Annotated in this window: 14 protein-coding genes; 10 read left to right on the plus strand and 4 right to left on the minus strand. The window is 57.4% G+C overall.

The genetic code is table 11. The features are described from left to right. Positions 1–86 precede the first annotated feature (86 nt). Together MPAL_RS00410 and MPAL_RS00415 are read right to left on the minus strand one after the other, a co-directional pair. Positions 87–2816, minus strand: coding sequence for a response regulator (locus tag MPAL_RS00410; RefSeq protein ID WP_012616792.1), 2730 nt, complete (start codon positions 2814–2816; stop codon positions 87–89). Between the two features lie 146 nt (positions 2817–2962). Next, complete coding sequence (locus MPAL_RS00415; protein ID WP_012616793.1) at positions 2963–3574, minus strand: translation initiation factor IF-2 subunit beta; 612 nt, start codon at positions 3572–3574, stop codon at positions 2963–2965. A gap of 90 nt (positions 3575–3664) precedes the next feature. On the opposite strand from MPAL_RS00415, the gene purL reads away from it, so the two are divergent. Further along, positions 3665–5746, plus strand: coding sequence for a phosphoribosylformylglycinamidine synthase subunit PurL (gene purL / locus MPAL_RS00420; RefSeq protein ID WP_012616794.1), 2082 nt, complete (start codon positions 3665–3667; stop codon positions 5744–5746). Positions 5747–5866: 120 nt separating this feature from the next. Here the strand turns inward: purL and ilvC are convergent, their stop codons facing one another. Beyond that, positions 5867–6862: a ketol-acid reductoisomerase gene (ilvC, locus tag MPAL_RS00425; protein WP_012616795.1), complete on the minus strand. Its 996-nt coding sequence runs from the start codon at positions 6860–6862 to the stop codon at positions 5867–5869. Positions 6863–6988: 126 nt separating this feature from the next. Between ilvC and mptA the strand changes: the two genes are divergently transcribed. The 5 genes from mptA to frhB all read left to right on the plus strand — a co-directional run bounded on the left by mptA (position 6989) and on the right by frhB (position 12137). Then, positions 6989–7942: a GTP cyclohydrolase MptA gene (gene mptA / locus MPAL_RS00430; protein ID WP_012616796.1), complete on the plus strand. Its 954-nt coding sequence runs from the start codon at positions 6989–6991 to the stop codon at positions 7940–7942. A 456-nt stretch (positions 7943–8398) separates the two neighbouring features. Then, the gene (frhA, locus tag MPAL_RS00435; protein ID WP_012616797.1) at positions 8399–9766 is read left to right on the plus strand and encodes a coenzyme F420 hydrogenase subunit alpha; all 1368 of its coding nucleotides are present in this window, start codon (positions 8399–8401) and stop codon (positions 9764–9766) included. A 10-nt stretch (positions 9767–9776) separates the two neighbouring features. Beyond that, a complete protein-coding gene (frhD, locus tag MPAL_RS00440) occupies positions 9777–10322 on the plus strand; it encodes a coenzyme F420-reducing hydrogenase, FrhD protein (protein WP_012616798.1) in 546 nt (181 codons plus the stop codon). Continuing rightward, positions 10237–11256 (plus strand): coenzyme F420 hydrogenase subunit gamma, encoded by a 1020-nt coding sequence (gene frhG, locus MPAL_RS00445; protein ID WP_083766973.1) that lies wholly within the window; start codon positions 10237–10239, stop codon positions 11254–11256. Before frhD ends, frhG begins: the two co-directional genes overlap by 86 nt. 5 nt (positions 11257–11261) lie before the next feature. Further along, positions 11262–12137, plus strand: coding sequence for a coenzyme F420 hydrogenase subunit beta (frhB, locus tag MPAL_RS00450; RefSeq protein WP_012616800.1), 876 nt, complete (start codon positions 11262–11264; stop codon positions 12135–12137). A 106-nt stretch (positions 12138–12243) separates the two neighbouring features. Here frhB and MPAL_RS00455 read toward each other — a convergent pair whose 3' ends face one another. After that, positions 12244–13071: a tetratricopeptide repeat protein gene (locus tag MPAL_RS00455; protein ID WP_012616801.1), complete on the minus strand. Its 828-nt coding sequence runs from the start codon at positions 13069–13071 to the stop codon at positions 12244–12246. Between the two features lie 122 nt (positions 13072–13193). Between MPAL_RS00455 and MPAL_RS00460 the strand changes: the two genes are divergently transcribed. The 4 genes from MPAL_RS00460 (at position 13194) to MPAL_RS00475 (ending at position 16843) form a co-directional block, all read left to right on the plus strand. Beyond that, positions 13194–13838 carry a VTT domain-containing protein gene (locus MPAL_RS00460; protein WP_012616802.1) on the plus strand — a complete coding sequence of 215 codons (645 nt, stop codon included), beginning with the start codon at positions 13194–13196 and terminating at the stop codon, positions 13836–13838. A gap of 232 nt (positions 13839–14070) precedes the next feature. After that, positions 14071–15348, plus strand: coding sequence for an Nramp family divalent metal transporter (locus MPAL_RS00465; protein ID WP_012616803.1), 1278 nt, complete (start codon positions 14071–14073; stop codon positions 15346–15348). Continuing rightward, positions 15345–15551 (plus strand): hypothetical protein, encoded by a 207-nt coding sequence (locus MPAL_RS00470; RefSeq protein WP_012616804.1) that lies wholly within the window; start codon positions 15345–15347, stop codon positions 15549–15551. Before MPAL_RS00465 ends, MPAL_RS00470 begins: the two co-directional genes overlap by 4 nt. A gap of 14 nt (positions 15552–15565) precedes the next feature. Continuing rightward, positions 15566–16843 carry a magnesium transporter MgtE N-terminal domain-containing protein gene (locus tag MPAL_RS00475; RefSeq protein WP_012616805.1) on the plus strand — a complete coding sequence of 426 codons (1278 nt, stop codon included), beginning with the start codon at positions 15566–15568 and terminating at the stop codon, positions 16841–16843. Positions 16844–17053 lie beyond the last annotated feature (210 nt).

Here is a 17053-nt window from a genome sequence, read left to right on the forward strand (position 1 = left end):
CGGCAGTCCGGGAGAGGTTCTCTCCTCTCTGAAAATCCCTTTTTTTCAGTTTATCGTTCGATGAAAATAGGATTGCTGGCTTCTGGTCATTCCCTACTCTGGATCAACGTCCATGGAATATGTATCGTGAACCTGGTTCCGTCCCTCTCTTCAAGGTCCACCCGTCCGCGGAGCTGGTGGCAGGCCAGAGCCCTGACGAGTTGGAACCCCAGGGTCTTTGTGGTCGTCCAGTCGAACCGTTCGGGCAGTCCTGCCCCATTGTCCCCGACCGATAGGATGAACCCGTCCTGGGTCTGCATGAAGGAGACTGTGATGGTACAGGCTTGATCGGTGTCAGCGGGGATCGGCCTGTCGATGGGAAACGCATATTTCAGGGAGTTTGTGACCAGTTCGTTGACAATGAGTCCACAGGGGACGGCGATCTCGAGGGGGAGGAGGGCCTGGTCGACCTCATACAGCACCTTCACCGGGGTGGAACCACCCAGCGACTGGATCAGTTTCGGGACCAGGTCCTGCAGATACTGGCCGAAGTTTATCTGCGAGAGATCCCTGGATCCATACAGAAACTCATGGACCAGTGCCATCGTGGCCACTCTTCCCCGCAGGTCGTGCAACAGTTGAAGGGTCTGTTCGTCGGTGATATCGTCGGCCTGGAGGTCGATCAGCGAGATGATCACGGCCAGGTTGTTCTTCACCCGATGATGGATCTCCTTCATCATCACCTCCTTCTCTTCGAGCGAGTTCCGTATCCGGTCCTCTGCAGCGACCCGCTGGATTGCGGTGATCATCTGGGGGGTGACCTCTTCAATCACCACCACCCGGGCAAGGGGAACCCTCTGTTCCCGTCGATCGGCCAGGCAGATGAGACCGATGACCCGGTTGTTCTGCCAGAGGGGGACAAGGGCGACGGACTCAAAATCTGCCTGGTTGGTGAGGTTCCAGGTCGGGTCGCCGGCCTCCTTCTGGAGCATGGTCGGTCCTGTCGTGGTGGCGTTGATGAAGAACGAACCGCTGCTGGTGAAGATGGGTAGATCTGGATCGGTGACACCCTCGATGACCGCAGTGCTGATCGTCTCGTCGACGATCCTCGACAATGGGTTACCGAACGCGTCTCCCGCTCCAGGGTTCCCGCTCCAGATTTCATACGGGGTCATCCCTGCCTGATCGAAGAGATGGATCCCCACCACATCGCAGCCGGCATACTCCTGGATCACCTGGAGATACTCCTGCAGGAGGACCGGACAGTCCAGTGGCCGGTTGGCGACCTCGAGCAGGGTATGGGAGAGCCGGATGGTATCCGATGCATGCCTCTGTTCAGTGATGTCAGTGGCGATGCTGATCAGTACCTCCTCTCCAAAGTACGTCCCTTTGTAGAAGCGGACATCCTTGGGGAAGATCTCTCCATTTTTGCGCACTCCCCAGTATTCTATCTGCTGTGGCTCTCCAGTGAACGCCTTCTGGATCAGTTCCTCAATCTTCTTCAGATCATTCATGCCCGGAGCCGAGAGGAACTCTGGATATCTCCCGAGGAATGCCTCCCGGGGATAGCCGTACATCGACACCGCACCATCATTCGCATCAAGAAACCTCCCTTTCTGATCCAGGATGAAGATCGTCTGTCGGATGGTGTTGAAGAGGCCATGGTAACTCGCTTCGCTCTCCTTGAGTTCCTCCTCCGCCCGTCTCCGTTCGGTGACATCCCGGGCAATACCCCGGAATCCGGTGACCTGTCCGGTCTTATCCCTGATCTTTGCAGAGCGGATCTCGATACTGCGTGGCGTCCCATCGGCATGATGCGCCGGGACTTCGAAGGTATTGATCTCCTCCCTGCTCTGCAGGTGTGAGCCGAGGATCTTCTGCACCGTGGGAATAAAACTGGGGATTATAAGGAAGAGAATCGGTTTTCCGAGCATCTCCTCAGTGGAATAACCGAGAATATCTCCAATCTGCGGACTCAGATAGGTGAAGATCCCCCGGGTGTCGATCTCCCAGATCATGTCAGGCGACGTCTCCACTATCGTTCGGAATTTAGTCTCTCTCTCCCTGAGGATCTCCTCTGCCTGCTTCTGACTGGTGATATCGGAGAAGAGGGTGGTGAACTCTCCGGGACGGGGGCTATAGACCGTCACTTCATAATATCTGTTCAGGGCCGCGGTGAACTGTTCAAATGACTGGGACTTCCCGGTGAGTGCTGTTCTGCCGTAGCGTTCGATCCAGAACGGTTCGATATCCGGAAGCACCTCCAGCACGGTCTTTCCAAGAATCTCGTTCCTTTTCAGCCCGGTCAACCGTTCGAACGCCGGATTGACATCGATGAACCGGTAATCCACCGGCCTGCCTTCGGCATCACAGATGATCTGATGGTGGGCGAAACCATTGAAGATCGAAGTGAAGAGGGATCGGAACCGCTCCTCGCTCTCCTGCAATGCCACTTTACCCTGCCGGGCCTCGATGGCCTGCAGAACCCGGTGCTCCAGCTCGGCGAACTGGGGGCGGGGGTCCCCGCCCTTCTGGACATAGTGATCCACTCCGCTGTCGATCGCCTCGATCACCACCTCCTCTCGCCCCCGTCCGGTGAAGAGGATGAAAGGGAGGTCTCTGTACCGGGACCTGACCTCTTTGAGGAAGGTGATCCCGTTCATCCCGGGCATCTGGTAGTCGGAGATGACGGCATCGTAGGTCTGGAGGTTCCCGCAGGTCAATGCATCCTCTGCTGACGTTGCAGTATCTATGGTGATCTGATGTGACTGCTCCAGGAAGATCTTCCCCAAGTTCAGCAGGTCCGATTCATCATCGACGTAGAGTACATGAAACACGGAAGACACCAGGTTTGTGGTTTGATAGTGCCTTGCCCCCGCAAGATATAAAATAATTGTAATTGTCCCCTCTCTTCACCAGTGCAGATGTCGAGAGCCAGTGCTGGTCTGCCAGGACTTCCGGATGTTCTAAAAAAAGGAGAGATTCAGGCCCGTTCGGTGAAGACGATCGAACCCGATATCCGGGTGATCTTTATCTTCACGGTCTGCCCGGGCTTGGATTTTGGGACATACATGATGTACTTCCCTTCACGGGCAACCCCGTCACCACGCTTGCTGACCGACTGGATCATCACATCCATGATCTTCCCTTCGACCAGCCCCTTGTTGGCGTCCTCGCTTCTGGCCTTCCGCTTCTTCACCGGCCTGTGGCTACCACAGGCATCGCAGCGGAGGAGCAGGATCCGGTCGTCCTTAACCAGCCGGGTGTCAGGACGTCCGCACTCACTGCAGAGGACATAGTCATCGAAGTAACTCTTGACGGCGGCAGTGAACTGCGCAGGGTCGAACTTGCCGTTGAAGACCGCACGGGTCCCATCGATCTTGCCGGCAGTGCCGAGTTCGCCGACCAGGAACTTCATCAGGTGTTCAGGCTCACGCCGGAGCGTGTCCGCAATCTCGCGGAAGTTCTCAAAGACCGTGGCCTTCCCCTCGATATAGGACTTCACCTCGGGGATTGTGAACCGTTCTGAGGACTCACTCACCTCAGTAACATGCTCGTACGCTTTCTTGAGGAGCGTCTCGTACGGATCAGCCATGGGTAGTATATGGGGGGGCAGGGCTAAATAATCTGGCACCCTGCCCCCTATCAGGATCTATTTTTAGCCTATGCAGGTGAGGTTGTACATATGTTATCTGCTGAGGATCTCACGGTGATTCGGGACGCCCTCCAACGCGATCTGACCCCGGTCGAGGCCGCCTGTTTTGAGAACCTCTGGTCTGAACACTGCAGTTACCGTTCGACCAGACATCTGCTCAAGATGATGCCGACGACCGGGCCGGCGGTCCTTCTCGGGCCAGGGGACGATGCTGCGATCGTCTCGTTCAGCGAGACCTGTGCCCTTGCGATCGGGATGGAGAGTCACAACCATCCCTCGTACGTGGATCCCTATGACGGGTCCGCGACGGGAGTCGGCGGGATCGTCAGGGACGTGATCTCGATGGGGGCGAAGCCGATCGCCCTGATGGATCCGCTCTACTTCGGGCCGCTCACCGACGAGAAGAACCGGTACCTCTTCTCCCATGTGATCAGCGGGATCAGCGGATACGGCAACTGTATCGGCGTCCCGGTGGTGCGTGGGGAGGTGGTCTTCGATGAGGGCTACAGCGGCAACCCGCTCGTGAACGTGGTCTGTGTCGGGACCGTCGACCCCACAAAGTACCTGACGGCCCGGGTGAAGGTGCCGGGCAACCACCTGGTGCTGGTCGGGGCCAGGACCGGTAGGGACGGTCTCGGCGGGGCCTCGTTCGCCTCCCGGGACATCGCCGAGGACGCAGAGGCGGTGGACCGGCCGAGTGTTCAGATCGGCGACCCGTTCACCGAGAAACTGATCATCGATGCGATGCTTGCGATGGCGGCGACCGGAAAGGTCCTCTCCTGCCGGGACCTCGGGGCGGCCGGGCTGGCCGGCGCCTCTTCAGAGATGTGCTCGACCTTCGGCGGGATCATCCATGCTGAAAAGGTCCACCTCCGTGAGACCGGGATGACCGCGCTGGAGATCATGCTCGCCGAGAGCCAGGAGCGGATGCTCCTCGAGGTGGCGCCGGAGGACGTGGCCCAGATCGGCTCCCTGGCCGAGCGGTTCGATCTCTGCTGGTCGGACATCGGGGAAGTGACGAGCGATCCGCGGTACGTCGTCGACTTCCACGGTGAGGTGGTCTGCGACCTGCCGATCGATCTGCTGATCGACGGGGCCCCCCGCTGCAGCACCCTCTCCCAGGAGCGGTATGAGGCGGTGGACCTCTTCACCCGGCCCGTCACCGACCTTCACACCCTGGCCCTGCAGGTCCTCTCCCATCCGGAGGTGGCCTCCCGGGAGTGGATCGTCAGCCAGTACGACCATGATGTGCAGCTCCGAACCGTTTCGCTCGCCCATGACGCCGCGGTGCTCCGGCTCGAGGACGCCGCTCTCGGTCTCTCGTGCGGGTGTAACCCCCGGCACATTCACCTCCGACCCTTCGACGGGACTGCCTGTGCTGTCATCGAGAACGCGGCCAACCTGGCCTGTATGGGGATTGCACCGCTCTGTATCGTCAACTGCCTGAACTTTGCCAGCCCGCTCGATCCGAAGGTGTACTGGCAGCTCTCGGAGTCGATCCGCGGCCTCTCGATGATGGCCGGAGCACTGCAGATCCCGGTCGTCGGTGGGAACGTCTCGCTGTACAACCAGAGCGACGAACAGAACACCCAGATCCTCCCGACCCCGTCGCTCGGGATGGTCGGGAAGGGGGCCGTCCGCCGCTTGCAGAAACCAGAGGCAGGGTGGAGGCTGGCCCTCGTCGGAGCGACTCATCCCGACTTCGGCGGCTCGATCCTCGATACCTTGACCGGCTGTCATGGACAGGCTCCGGGGATCCCGGACCCGGCTGTGGTTGCAGCGGTCAGGAACGTGATGGCGAGGAACCCCGACCTGGTCACGACCGATCTCTCACAGGGCGGACTGCTGGCAGCGCTCGCAGGGCTCGCCCCCGATGCGACGGTCACGCTCGCCGGCGATCTGCTGACCCAGCTCCTCTCAGAGACCTACGGCAGGTTCCTGATCGCCACTCCTGACGAGACGATGCTGGCTCCGCTGGAGTACACGCTGATCGGTACCATCGGCGGCGAGGGTCTGACGATCACCGGCGAGGGTGAGTCCCTGCATCTCTCCCGCGACGAACTGATCTCTGCAGACCAGACACTGACCCGGACGATGCGCCAGTCCGCCTGATCGGCCGGTAGACCCGATCCTCCACTTTTCTAGTATTCTCTTTTTCGAAGAGCTGCGACGGCGATGGCCCGGACTCTGATAGACAAACCGGATCGATCGTGCTGAAAAAAAGGAGTGGGATTATGCGTTCTTCTTGAACTGGGGCATCAGACCCCTGATCTCTGCACCGACCTCTTCGAGGAGGTGTTCCTCGTCGTTTCTCTTTAGAGCGGTGAAGACCGGCCTGTTCACGATGTTCTCGAGCATCCATTCCCTGGCGAACTCGCCGTTCTGGATCTCCTCGAGGATCTCCTCCATCGCGATCCGTGAATCTTCGCCGATCACCCGCGGTCCCCTGGTCAGGTCGCCGTACAGGGCGGTGTTGGAGATCGAGTCCCGCATATTGGTGAACCCGCCCTCATAGATCATGTCCACGATCAGCTTCATCTCGTGGAGCACTTCGAGGTAGGCCATCTCGGGTGCGTACCCGGCGTCGACCAGGGTCTCAAACCCTGCCTTGATCAGCGAGGTGACCCCGCCGCAGAGCACAGCCTGTTCGCCGAAGAGATCGGTCTCGGTCTCCTCTCTGAAGGTGGTCTCGAAGACAACGGCTCTGGTCGCTCCGATCCCCTTGGCGTAGCCGAGCGCGATCGCCTGAGCGTCGCCGGTATAGTCCTGCTCGATGGCGATCAGCGCGGGGACTCCTTTCCCTTCCTCAAAGGTCCTGCGCACCATGTGCCCTGGCCCCTTGGGTGCCACCATCACCACGTCGACGTTGGGCGGCGGGACGATCTGGCCGTAGTGGATATTGAACCCGTGTGAAAACATCAGACATTTTTTGTCAGCAAGGTACGGGCGGATCTCAGTCTTGTATACGGCCCCCTGCGACTCGTCGGGAAGAAGGATCTGGATGATATCTGCCTTCTTCACTGCGTCTGCTACGGGAAAGACCTCGAATCCATCCTCAGAGGCCTGTTGGAACGACCGTCCGGGCCGAAGCCCGATGATCACAGAGAGACCGCTGTCGCGAAGGTTCAGGGCCTGGCCCCGTCCCTGCGATCCATAGCCGATCACTGCGATCTGCTTTCCCTGCACAGCGGCAAGGTCGGCGTCCGACTCATAGTATTTCTTGATCATTTCGCACCTATTTCCATATCTGCGCGACTACATAAATATAATATCATAAACGATAAACTAAATTACTTTCATTTTTCATATGTGGAAGCGACAATACAGAGATATACAGACAATTGAGGGTTTATAATGGATTTACCAGATGTCCAGTCCACCTGTCCTGATGTCCGCATCAATCTGACACGGGTCGGGGTGAAGAATGTCAAGAAACTGGTTGAAGTGATGCGGCCGAACAAACGGCCCATGATCTTCATCTCCAACTTTGATGTCTTTGTCGACCTCCCGGGGTCGCTGAAGGGTGCCAACCTCTCGCGGAATTTTGAGGTGATCGATGAGGTGCTCCAGCAGGCGATCGATGGCGAGGTGAGCGGGATCGAGGAGCTCTGTTCTGTTGTAGCACGCAAACTGCTCGATCGGCATGAATATGCCGATCGGACCGAAGTGCAGATGCGATCAGAGTTCATGGTCAAGCGGGAGACCCCGGTCAGCAAGACCAGTTGTCACGAGGTCGTGAAGGTACATGCACGGGCCATCGCCCAGCGGACCTTCCACGAACCACTGATCAGGAAGAGTATCGGGGCTGAAGTGACCGGCATGACCGCCTGCCCCTGTGCGCAGAATATCATGCAGGAGCATGCGCATCATGTGCTGACCGAACTCGGTATCGAACAGGAGAAGATCGAGAAGTTCTTTGCAGAGGTTCCGATGGCCACCCATAATCAGCGGGGACGGGGCTTCCTCTGCATCGAGACCGATGATGAAGAGCATGTCAACCTTGAGACGATCATCTCGATCCTGAAGGATTCGATGAGTGCCCGCACCTATGAACTGCTGAAACGGGGCGATGAGTCGTTTGTGGTGATGGCCGCCCACAAGAACCCGCGGTTTGTTGAGGACTGTGTTCGCGAGATGGCGAAGCGGGTGCTCGCGGCCTTTGCGTACCTCCCGGGAGACTCCCGAATCACGATCAGGCAGACCAACGAGGAGTCCATCCATCAGCATGACGCCTATGCAGAGCGGAAGGCGACGCTTGCAGAACTGATCGTTGAGATGGAAGAGGATAACAATAGAAAAAACCACTGATCTTCTTTTTTACCACAACGCGCGTGAATAATCCTTCTTTTTCTTCAGATTCTGCTGGGCGAGCCCCTATGGTCCGGGTTACCTCTGGGATCGAAAGCCAGATCTGATCCGGTCGTCGCTTCACTCCGGGAGATGCCGGTAATATTTGCCTCATCTCGAAATATTCGTTTATTTTGAATATTGAGCATCTTTCTATGGTTTTATTCAGAATAATCTCACGGAAGGGATCTGCATGTGATCGATTAACTTGTGGTACTTTCTCTAAGAATTGTATAATTTCCTCCCGATTCTTAAATAGACGGCACTGCTGGGAATAAAAGGAAAAAAGATATATGCTGGATAGTCAACAGTAAGATTATACGTACAATGTACGTCCAAATCTTCCCGATTCATGGAAAATTTGTCGATTGTATTGTATCGAACGAAGAACAACTCAATTCATATGAGGAGATTTAATTGTCGAAAGTTGTAGAGATATCCCCAACGACGAGACACGAGGGACATTCCAAGCTCGTTTTGAAGGTAGACGACGCGGGCATCATTGAGCGTGGTGACTGGCTCAGTATCACCCCGGTCAGGGGTGTCGAGAAACTGGCAATTGGCAAGACGATGGATCAGGTGCCAAAGATCGCATCACGGGTCTGTGGTATCTGTCCGGTTGCACACACCATTGCAGCGACCGAAGCGATGGAAGCATCGATTGGATGTATCATCCCTGACGATGCCTACCTGCTTCGTGTGATCATGCAGTGTGCCAACCGTGCCCACTCGATTGCACTGCACAACATCCTTTCCCTGCCGGACATGTACCTGCCAGGGACTGACACCAAGATCAACCCGTTCAGCCCAGAGGAACCGGTCAGATCGGTTGCCAAGCGGATCCAGCGGATCCGTGAGATCAGTCAGACGATCGGAGAGATCGCCGGTGGCGAAGCGGTTCACCCCAGCAACACCCGTGTTGGTGGTATGTTCGTCAACGTCAGCCCACGGGCCAAGGCCAAGATGTACGATCTCGCCAAGGAAGGGCTCGCCCTTGCTCGCGACCAGATGGAGTTCATGATCGCAATCTTCAGGAACTACCAGAAGCGTGACTGGGCAGAGGTCGGCGGCATGAAGGTCGACATTCCCGAGACGCTCGGATACCACAACCAGGGATACATGGCGACTGACCCGATCTATGGATCGAGCAGCCTCGATGAGAACCCAACCTGGGACATCTCGCGGTTCAACGAAGTCCGCCCCTGGGACTGGTATATGGGTGAGATGGAAGTCACCGACGACTATCCAGACTATCCAGTCGGCGGCACCACCGCGAAGGGGACCAAGACCTGGCCACAGATGGAAGCAAACACCGGTGTGCCACTGTACGACGGACAGCCTGTTGAGGTTGGACCCCGTGCCCGTATGGTCACGTTCAAGAACTTCGATGAGAAGGGAACGATCGGTCAGCAGGTCGCACGTCAGATGGAATACACTGACTCCTTCTACAAGTTGATCGAGTGCCTGGATGCACTGAACACGAACGGCAAGGTCTTTGTGGACGAGCTCCCAACAGGCGACGGTTCACTCGGTTGGGCAGCCAACGAGGCTCCCCGTGGCAGCGATGTCCACCTGGCCCGTGTCAACAACGGCAAGGTCGAGTTCTTCTCGATGCTGGTCCCGACGACCTGGAATTTCCCAACCTGCAGTCGTGCCCTGACCGGTGCACCCTGGCAGCTCGCAGAAGTTATCATGCGCGGGTACGACCCGTGTGTATCATGTGCCACCCACATGATTGTTGTAGACGAAGATCAGAGGATAGTAGCCCAGAAGCTCATTCAGTGAGTGTAATGTGATGTTGTTTTCTGAGATCGTGGTGGTCGGTTGTGGCAATCCCCTCTTTGCGGATGACGGGTACGGACCCGCTGTGATAGAGGCATTGCAGAAACTACCGCTTCCTGAGAACGTCAAGGTGATCGATGTCGGCCTGGGAGGTCCGCACTTCGTCTTCACGCTTCTCGATGATACGGTCACCAAGAAACTGGTGATCGTCGATATTGCAGACTTTGGTGCCGCGCCAGGTTCCCTTACCAAGTTAAGGGTTGAAGACCTGCCGCCGGGCAGTTATCGTGACGCTCATTCGTGGGATCTCGCCGAACCACTGCAGCGCATCAAGGATACAATAGACATCACGGTCATTGGATGCCAGCCAAAACGCGTTACCGCGCCCGAATTTGAGATTGGGCTCACTGAAGAGGTTCGAAAGGCAATACCCAGAACGGTAGAGTTAATACTCCAGGAGGTTGGAGTCGATCATGGGACTGCTATCAAACATCTTCAATATCTTCAAGAAGAAGAACGTCACGGTGGAGACCCCGCAGCAGACTGCACCAGCACCTGAGCGGCCTGAAAAGACCGCGCCGGCGCCAGCGGCCCCCAGTGCTCCAAAGAGCAGTACGCCAAAGAGCAGTACTCCAAAGAGCACCCGGGTCAAGATGCAGAGACCTGCACAAAATCCCCCTGATGTTAACGTAAAGAAATCGGCGGAATCAGAGAAAAAGGAGGAAAAACCTGTGTCAAACAAGATTAGTGTCGGCCATGTGCACATGAGTGGATGCACCGGCTGCCTTGTATCCTTCGCGGATAATTATGGTGGATTATTAACAATTCTCGACAAGTATGCAGACCTTGTATACTGTCTGACACTTGCCGACGTCAGGCACATCCCTGAGATGGATGTCGCCCTGGTCGAGGGCTCGGTCTGTCTTCAGGACAAGACAGCAGTCGAGGAGATCAAGGAGACCCGTGAGCGGGCCAAGATCGTTGTAGCACTCGGCGGATGCGCCTGCTACGGAAACATCACCCGGTTCTCCCGCGGTGGTCAGCAGAACCAGCCACAGCACGAATCATATCTCCCAATCGGAGATCTGATCGATGTCGATGTCTACATCCCCGGATGTGCGCCGACACCCCAGATGATCAGAAACGTCTGTGTGATGGCCTACCTGCTCCTCAAGGGCAACGACGACCAGAAGAAACTCGCAGCAGAGTATCTCAAGCCACTGATGTCCCTTGCAAAGGCCTGCACCTCGTCCTGCGGTTGCGACATCATGGACAGTGTGATCAACCAGGGACTCTGCATGGGCTGTGGCAGCTGCGCAGCATCATGCCCAACCCGTGCGATCACGATGCAGTACGGCAAACCGAACGTCGACCGCGAACAGTGCATCAAGTGTGGCGCCTGTGTTTCACAGTGCCCACGGTCCTGGTTCAGTTTCGATGTTGTCAGCCAGTTTGAGGGCATCACCGATGCGATCAATGGAGCCATGGAGTGAGTAAGATGGTATCAGATAATTTCCTCGGAAACTACGCATCGGTTGTTGCAGCACGCAGCACTGATAAGAGCATCCTCAAGGGTGCACAGGACGGCGGGATCGTTACCCAGCTCTTTGCCTATGCGCTCGAAGAGGGTATCATCGACGGCGCGATTGTAGCAGGGCCTGGCGACGAGCCATGGAAGCCCGTCCCGGTCGTCGCAACCACCGTTGAAGAGCTGCTCGCAGCACGCGGCACCAAGTACAACATCAGCCCGAACATGCAGCTGATCAAGGAAGCGACCAGATCCTACGGGCTCGACAAGGTCGGTATCGTCGGCACACCCTGCCAGATCCAGGCGCTCCGCAAGGGGCAGCTCTATCCGGTCGGCCTGCGGGACGTCCCCGACAAGATCGCCCTTGCAGTCGGTATCTTCTGCATGGAGAACTTCCCGTACCAGTCGATCGTTCAGCTGGTCGAGGACCACGCGAACACCAAGCTCGAGAATGTCACCAAGATGGACATCGGGAAGGGCAAGTTCTGGGTTTACACCGGCCGCGGCGCATCCGTGCAGCTGCCTCTGAAGATCACCCACAAGTACGAGCAGGCAGGCTGCCACGTCTGCCTTGACTACGTCTCCAACCTTGCGGATGTCTCGACTGGTTCAGTCGGCACGCCAGACGGCTGGTCGACGGTCTTTGTCAGGACAAAGAACGGCGGGGACATCTGGGCAAAGGCTATTGCAGCCGGATGCTTCGAGACCAAGCCGATGGACTCTGTCAAGCCAGGGCTTGACCTGGTCACCAAGCTGGCCACCGAGAAGATCACCAAGAACCAGAAGACGCTCGCAGAGCGTGCAACGTTCGGTGTCGGCAAGGGTCTCCGGAACCCTTACATCTAATCTTTTTTTCTTTTCTCAGTTCGTCGTTCTGTCTCGTCTGTCTGCTCTCTTGAGAGCCATCGCTGTACTGCCGAGAATTTTTAACGTTGGTAAAAAGAGGGAGTGATTATCTTCGCCTGGCGGCAATGCACCAGCCGGCAAGGACGAGGGCCAGGATCGGTACGGCGATGGGGAGCGGGGATCCCCGGGTGGTGGTCTGGGTGGTTGCGGTTCTCCGCGGGTCGGTCAGGCTCGCGTTCACAAACGATTCGTTTGCTTCCTTGTAGAGGGAGAGGTTCTGCAGGGCCAGCCCCCGGTTGTTCCAGGCCACTGAGTCGTTCATGTTCAGGGCGAGGACATGGTCGTACGAGGTGACGGCATCGCTGTCCAGCAGGAGGGTCTGCTGGGTGACGCCCCGGTTGAACCAGGCCTTCGAGTAGTTGCCGTCGATGGCCAGGGCCTGGTCGTACGAGGCGATGGCGTCAGAGTACCGCGAGAGGTTCACAGCCAGGGTGTTGGCCTGATTGAACCAGGTCAGCTTGTTCTTCGGGTCGAGGGTCAGGGAGCGGTTGTACGACTTCAGCGCCTCTTCAGGCTGGCCTGCCGCCTTCTGGGTGTTGCCCAGGTTGAACCAGGTGACCGAGGAGTTGGGATCGATGCTGACCGCCTTCTGATAGGCTTCCACAGCCCCGGTGTAGTTGCCCTGGGTCGTGAGGTTCGCACCGAGGGTGGACCAGCGCTGGGCCTCCTGGTTGGTGGAGACGTTCAGCATCATCACGTTCCCCTGCGAAACGTTCGCCTGTGCGGCGGTCTGGTTCGCATCCATGCTGCCGGATGCTGTGATGTTGGATGTGCTGTTCAGAAGTGTAATGCCCTGATCTGCGAGCGCCGGCCCTGCAGAGAGAGCGATGCAGGCCATGATCAGGAGGACCATGGCCAGAGATCGCTGTACCATGGAGAGAGGTCTCCTTCTGGTCATAAATAAATGTACTGCCCGGGCGGTCTTCCCCTTCGTTGCCAGTCCAGGTTTGTGACTGGAATGACTTTATACTCTGGGGTAAGATCTCTATCATAACGATGGATATATTGCTCTTTCTCATCGATTTCATCCTCCATATCGATACTCATCTGAACCTTTTGATCCAGCAGTACGGGATCTGGACGTACTTGCTGCTGTTTCTGGTCATCTTTATCGAGACCGGGGCGGTCGTGACTCCGTTCCTTCCAGGGGACTCGCTCCTCTTCATCGCCGGGGCGCTCTCGGTGACCGGTTCGCTGAAGGTGGAGATCCTGATCCCGCTGCTGATCGTGGCAGCGGTTCTCGGTGATCACACCAACTACTGGATCGGTCACCGGCTCGGGGGCGCGTTCCTCACCGGTGAGCATCGGTTTGTCAAGAAGGAGTACATCGAGCAGGCTGAATTTTTCTTTGCGAAGCATGGGTCCAAGGCGATCTTCTTCGCCCGGTTCGTCCCGTTCGTTCGGACCTTCATCCCATTCCTCTCAGGGGTCGGGCAGATGAACTACCGGGTCTTTACCATCTATGAACTGATCGGATCGGTCTCCTGGGTGGTGCTCTTCGTCCTCGGTGGATACTTCTTTGGGAACGTCCCCGTGGTCAAGGATAATCTGACCCTCACGATCATCCTGATCCTGATCGTTACGGTTGGAATTGCAGTCATTGGGGGCGGGAAGGCGATGGTTCTGAAGCGGAAGAACTGAACAGTTCACCTTTTTTCGATACTGCGACCCCCCGGCCGGAACGCGGTAAATCTCGCACATTTTTTCGTTATTTGTTGAATGAGAACCTCACGTGCCTGGGTTGCGAAGAAGACTATTCATAGTATAGCCCGTATATTCAGTACAACACTCTGGAGAGAGCGTTGCCGCTGGGGGTGAGAGCCCCATGAACTGGGTAGGGAGATTACGATGGATATGACAGGGGATGACGCAGATGAACCTAATAGCACGCTCGTACTACAACTACCGGAGATTCTCCAAGGCCTTCAAGCTCTATCTCCTCCTCGCCGGGCCGGGGCTGATCGTGATGATCGCGGACAACGATGCCGGCGGGATCACCACCTATGCGACCACCGGTGCCCAGTACGGGTATAACCTGATCTGGTTTCTCGTACTGCTGCTCCCGGTCGCCTATTTTGTCCAGGAGATGACGGTCCGTCTCGGGGCTGTCACCAAGCACGGGCATGCCGAGGCGATCTTCGACGCGTTCGGTTCGTTCTGGGGCTGGTTCTCACTCTTCGATCTTGGGCTTGTCAACTGGCTGACTCTGATCACCGAGTTCATCGGGATGACGGCAGCGCTGAGCATCTTCGGCATCCCGGCGCCGCTGACGATCGCGATCGTCTGTCTGGTGATGTTCGGCATGGTGCTGCAGGGGCGGTACTGGACCTGGGAGAAGATCGCGATGGTCTTCTGTGTTTTAAACCTGGTCTATATCCCGGCTGCGTTCCTGGTCCACCCGTCAGTCCCTGATATCATCAGCCATGGGCTGATCCCGAACTTCCCCGGCGGCCTCTCAGGGGACCTCTTCTTCATCCTGATGGCGAACATCGGGACGACGATCGCGCCCTGGATGGTCTTCTTCCAGCAGAGCGCGGTTGTCGACAAGGGGATGAGCGAGAAGGACATCCCCTGGGGGAAGTTCGATACCCTGCTCGGTTCGTTCGTCACGGTGATCGTGGCGATCTTCATCGTGCTGGTGACCGGGACGGTCCTCCGCGGGACGGTGGTGGATTCGGCAGCCCAGGCCTCGGTTCTGTTGATGACGGTCCACCCCTTTGTCGGGACGATGCTCGCGATCGGCCTCTTCAATGCCGGGTTCCTCGGTGCGATCTGTATCTCGCTGGCCAGTTCCTGGGCGTTCGGGGAGGTCTTCGGATGGGCGCACTCGCTCAACAACAAGGTGCGGGAGGCGCCGTGGTTCTACGTGATGTATCTCGCGACCCTGATCACGGCCGGCCTGGTGGTGCTGATCCCGAAAGCCCCGCTGGTGGTGATCACCCTCTTCGTCCAGGTGATCGCAGTCACGCTGCTGCCGGCGGCGCTGGTCTTTCTGATCCTGCTCCTCAACAATGAGGAGATCATGGGGAAGTACAGGAACACGCTCCTTCAGAATGTGGTCAGTTATGCGATCGTGGCGCTGATCATCGTCCTCTCGACGATGTATGCGATCAACACCCTCTTTCCGGGGATCTTCGGCGGTGCATCATGACCGGCCCTGACCACATCGATGGGCAGGGGGTCAAGGGGTGGCTGGCCAGACGGTTCGCGCCGATCACCGAGATCAATCGGAAGTACCGGCACCCACGGATCAAGATGACCCGGATGGTCAGCGTCGTGCTGCTCTTTCTGCGGCTGTACCTGATCTTCCTGGTGGTGCTGCTGGGGTACAAGTTCGTGACGCTGCTGGTGTAGAGGGGGTGAAAGGAATGACAGATGCTGAAATGAAGGTACAGACCGGAACGGATCAGGAGATATTTCTGAGCGAGGTGATCGGGCGGCGGGTGACCGGCAGGAAGAAGATTGGGAAGCTGTCGGACCTGGTCATTCAGGAGACCGAGCCGCTGCCGCAGGTGACGCATATCGTGGTCTCCAGACCGTTCGGCCATCATCAACTGCTGATTCCGATCGACAGGGTCTCTGCGATCGGGTCGCAGGGGGTGCAGGTTGCGGTGGAGAGTCCTGATGCGTTCGAGCAGGACCCGGCGGCCGGTGCCGTCCTCCTCAAGGATTATGTCCTCGACAAGAAGGTGATCGATGTCGACGACAAGGAGGTGGAGATGGTCTACGATGTTCGGCTGGTCAGGAGGAACGGAGTCGTCTATGTGACCGATGTGGACACGAGCCGGTTCGGGTTGCTCCGCCGAATCGGGCTGAAGTGGCTGGCCACGTACATCTATGCCCATGGCGAGGGGATGGACGAGGAGATGATCTCCTGGCGGTTCATCCAGCCGCTCCCCTCCACCATCACCGGGTTTCGGGGGAATGTGAAGCTGAAGGTGCTGAAGGAGACGCTCGAGAAGATCCATCCGATGGACCTGGCCGACATCCTTGAGGAGCTGGATCCGGATCAGCGGGTGATGATCTTCTCTGAGCTGGAGACCGAGACGGCCTCGGATGCGCTGGAGGAGATCGAGCCGAATGTGCAGCGCGAGCTGGTCTCGTCGCTGAGCCGGGATCGGGTGGTGCAGCTGATCGATGAGATGACCCCCGGCCAGGCCGCCGACCTCCTCTCAGTGTTGCCGCATACCGAGGCGAACGAACTCCTCGAACTGCTCGATACGGTGAATGCGCGAAAGATCAGGGCGATCCTCGAGAAGCAGGAGGAGACGATCCTGAACTATGCGACGATGAATTGCCTGATGGTGCCGCCGGATAAGACGGCCGAGCAGGTGCGGGTGGAGTACCAGACGGCGGCCCGGGGGATGGATGTGGTGATGTACCTGTACATCGTCGACTCGGACCAGCATCTGATCGGGGTGCTGGATATCAAGGAACTGCTCGTGGCCGGGGACGAAGCACTGATGCGGGAGATCATGATCCCCGAGGTGATCGCCCTGACCCCGGAGAGCACGCTGAAGGAGGCGTATACGCTCTTCGAACGGTATAATCTCCGGGCCCTGCCGATGGTCGACGGGGAGGACCGGTTGCTCGGGGTGATCCCGTTCCGGGATATCATGAACTTAAAGCACAACTTTCTGGAGTGAGCGGGCCGGCCCTTTTTTTGATGGAGGTGTCTCTCTGGTCTGTAGTTGGATGAAAGGCTATTCTGAGGAACGTGTGGTCATGTCGGTGATATCATGATCACGCTGAGGATCCCGATCAGTTCTCCATGATCAGCAATAGGAAAGGTTTGCCGGGATCGATAGGGGATGATCCCTACAATTGCCGCAAGTTCCGGGAAAACCGGTAATTTT

The sequence above is a fragment of the Methanosphaerula palustris E1-9c genome (genome assembly GCF_000021965.1).
Taxonomy (GTDB): Archaea; Halobacteriota; Methanomicrobia; order Methanomicrobiales; family Methanospirillaceae; genus Methanosphaerula; species Methanosphaerula palustris.

Coding starts and splice junctions, on each gene's coding strand:
- MPAL_RS00415 (WP_012616793.1), bottom strand. CDS start 3,574: ATGGCTGATCCGTACGAGACGCTCCTCAAGAAAGCGTACGAGCATGTT.
- purL (WP_012616794.1), top strand. CDS start 3,665: ATGTTATCTGCTGAGGATCTCACGGTGATTCGGGACGCCCTCCAACGC.
- ilvC (WP_012616795.1), bottom strand. CDS start 6,862: ATGATCAAGAAATACTATGAGTCGGACGCCGACCTTGCCGCTGTGCAG.
- mptA (WP_012616796.1), top strand. CDS start 6,989: ATGGATTTACCAGATGTCCAGTCCACCTGTCCTGATGTCCGCATCAAT.
- frhD (WP_012616798.1), top strand. CDS start 9,777: ATGTTGTTTTCTGAGATCGTGGTGGTCGGTTGTGGCAATCCCCTCTTT.
- frhG (WP_083766973.1), top strand. CDS start 10,237: ATGGGACTGCTATCAAACATCTTCAATATCTTCAAGAAGAAGAACGTC.
- frhB (WP_012616800.1), top strand. CDS start 11,262: ATGGTATCAGATAATTTCCTCGGAAACTACGCATCGGTTGTTGCAGCA.
- MPAL_RS00455 (WP_012616801.1), bottom strand. CDS start 13,071: ATGGTACAGCGATCTCTGGCCATGGTCCTCCTGATCATGGCCTGCATC.
- MPAL_RS00460 (WP_012616802.1), top strand. CDS start 13,194: ATGGATATATTGCTCTTTCTCATCGATTTCATCCTCCATATCGATACT.
- MPAL_RS00465 (WP_012616803.1), top strand. CDS start 14,071: ATGAACCTAATAGCACGCTCGTACTACAACTACCGGAGATTCTCCAAG.
- MPAL_RS00470 (WP_012616804.1), top strand. CDS start 15,345: ATGACCGGCCCTGACCACATCGATGGGCAGGGGGTCAAGGGGTGGCTG.
- MPAL_RS00475 (WP_012616805.1), top strand. CDS start 15,566: ATGACAGATGCTGAAATGAAGGTACAGACCGGAACGGATCAGGAGATA.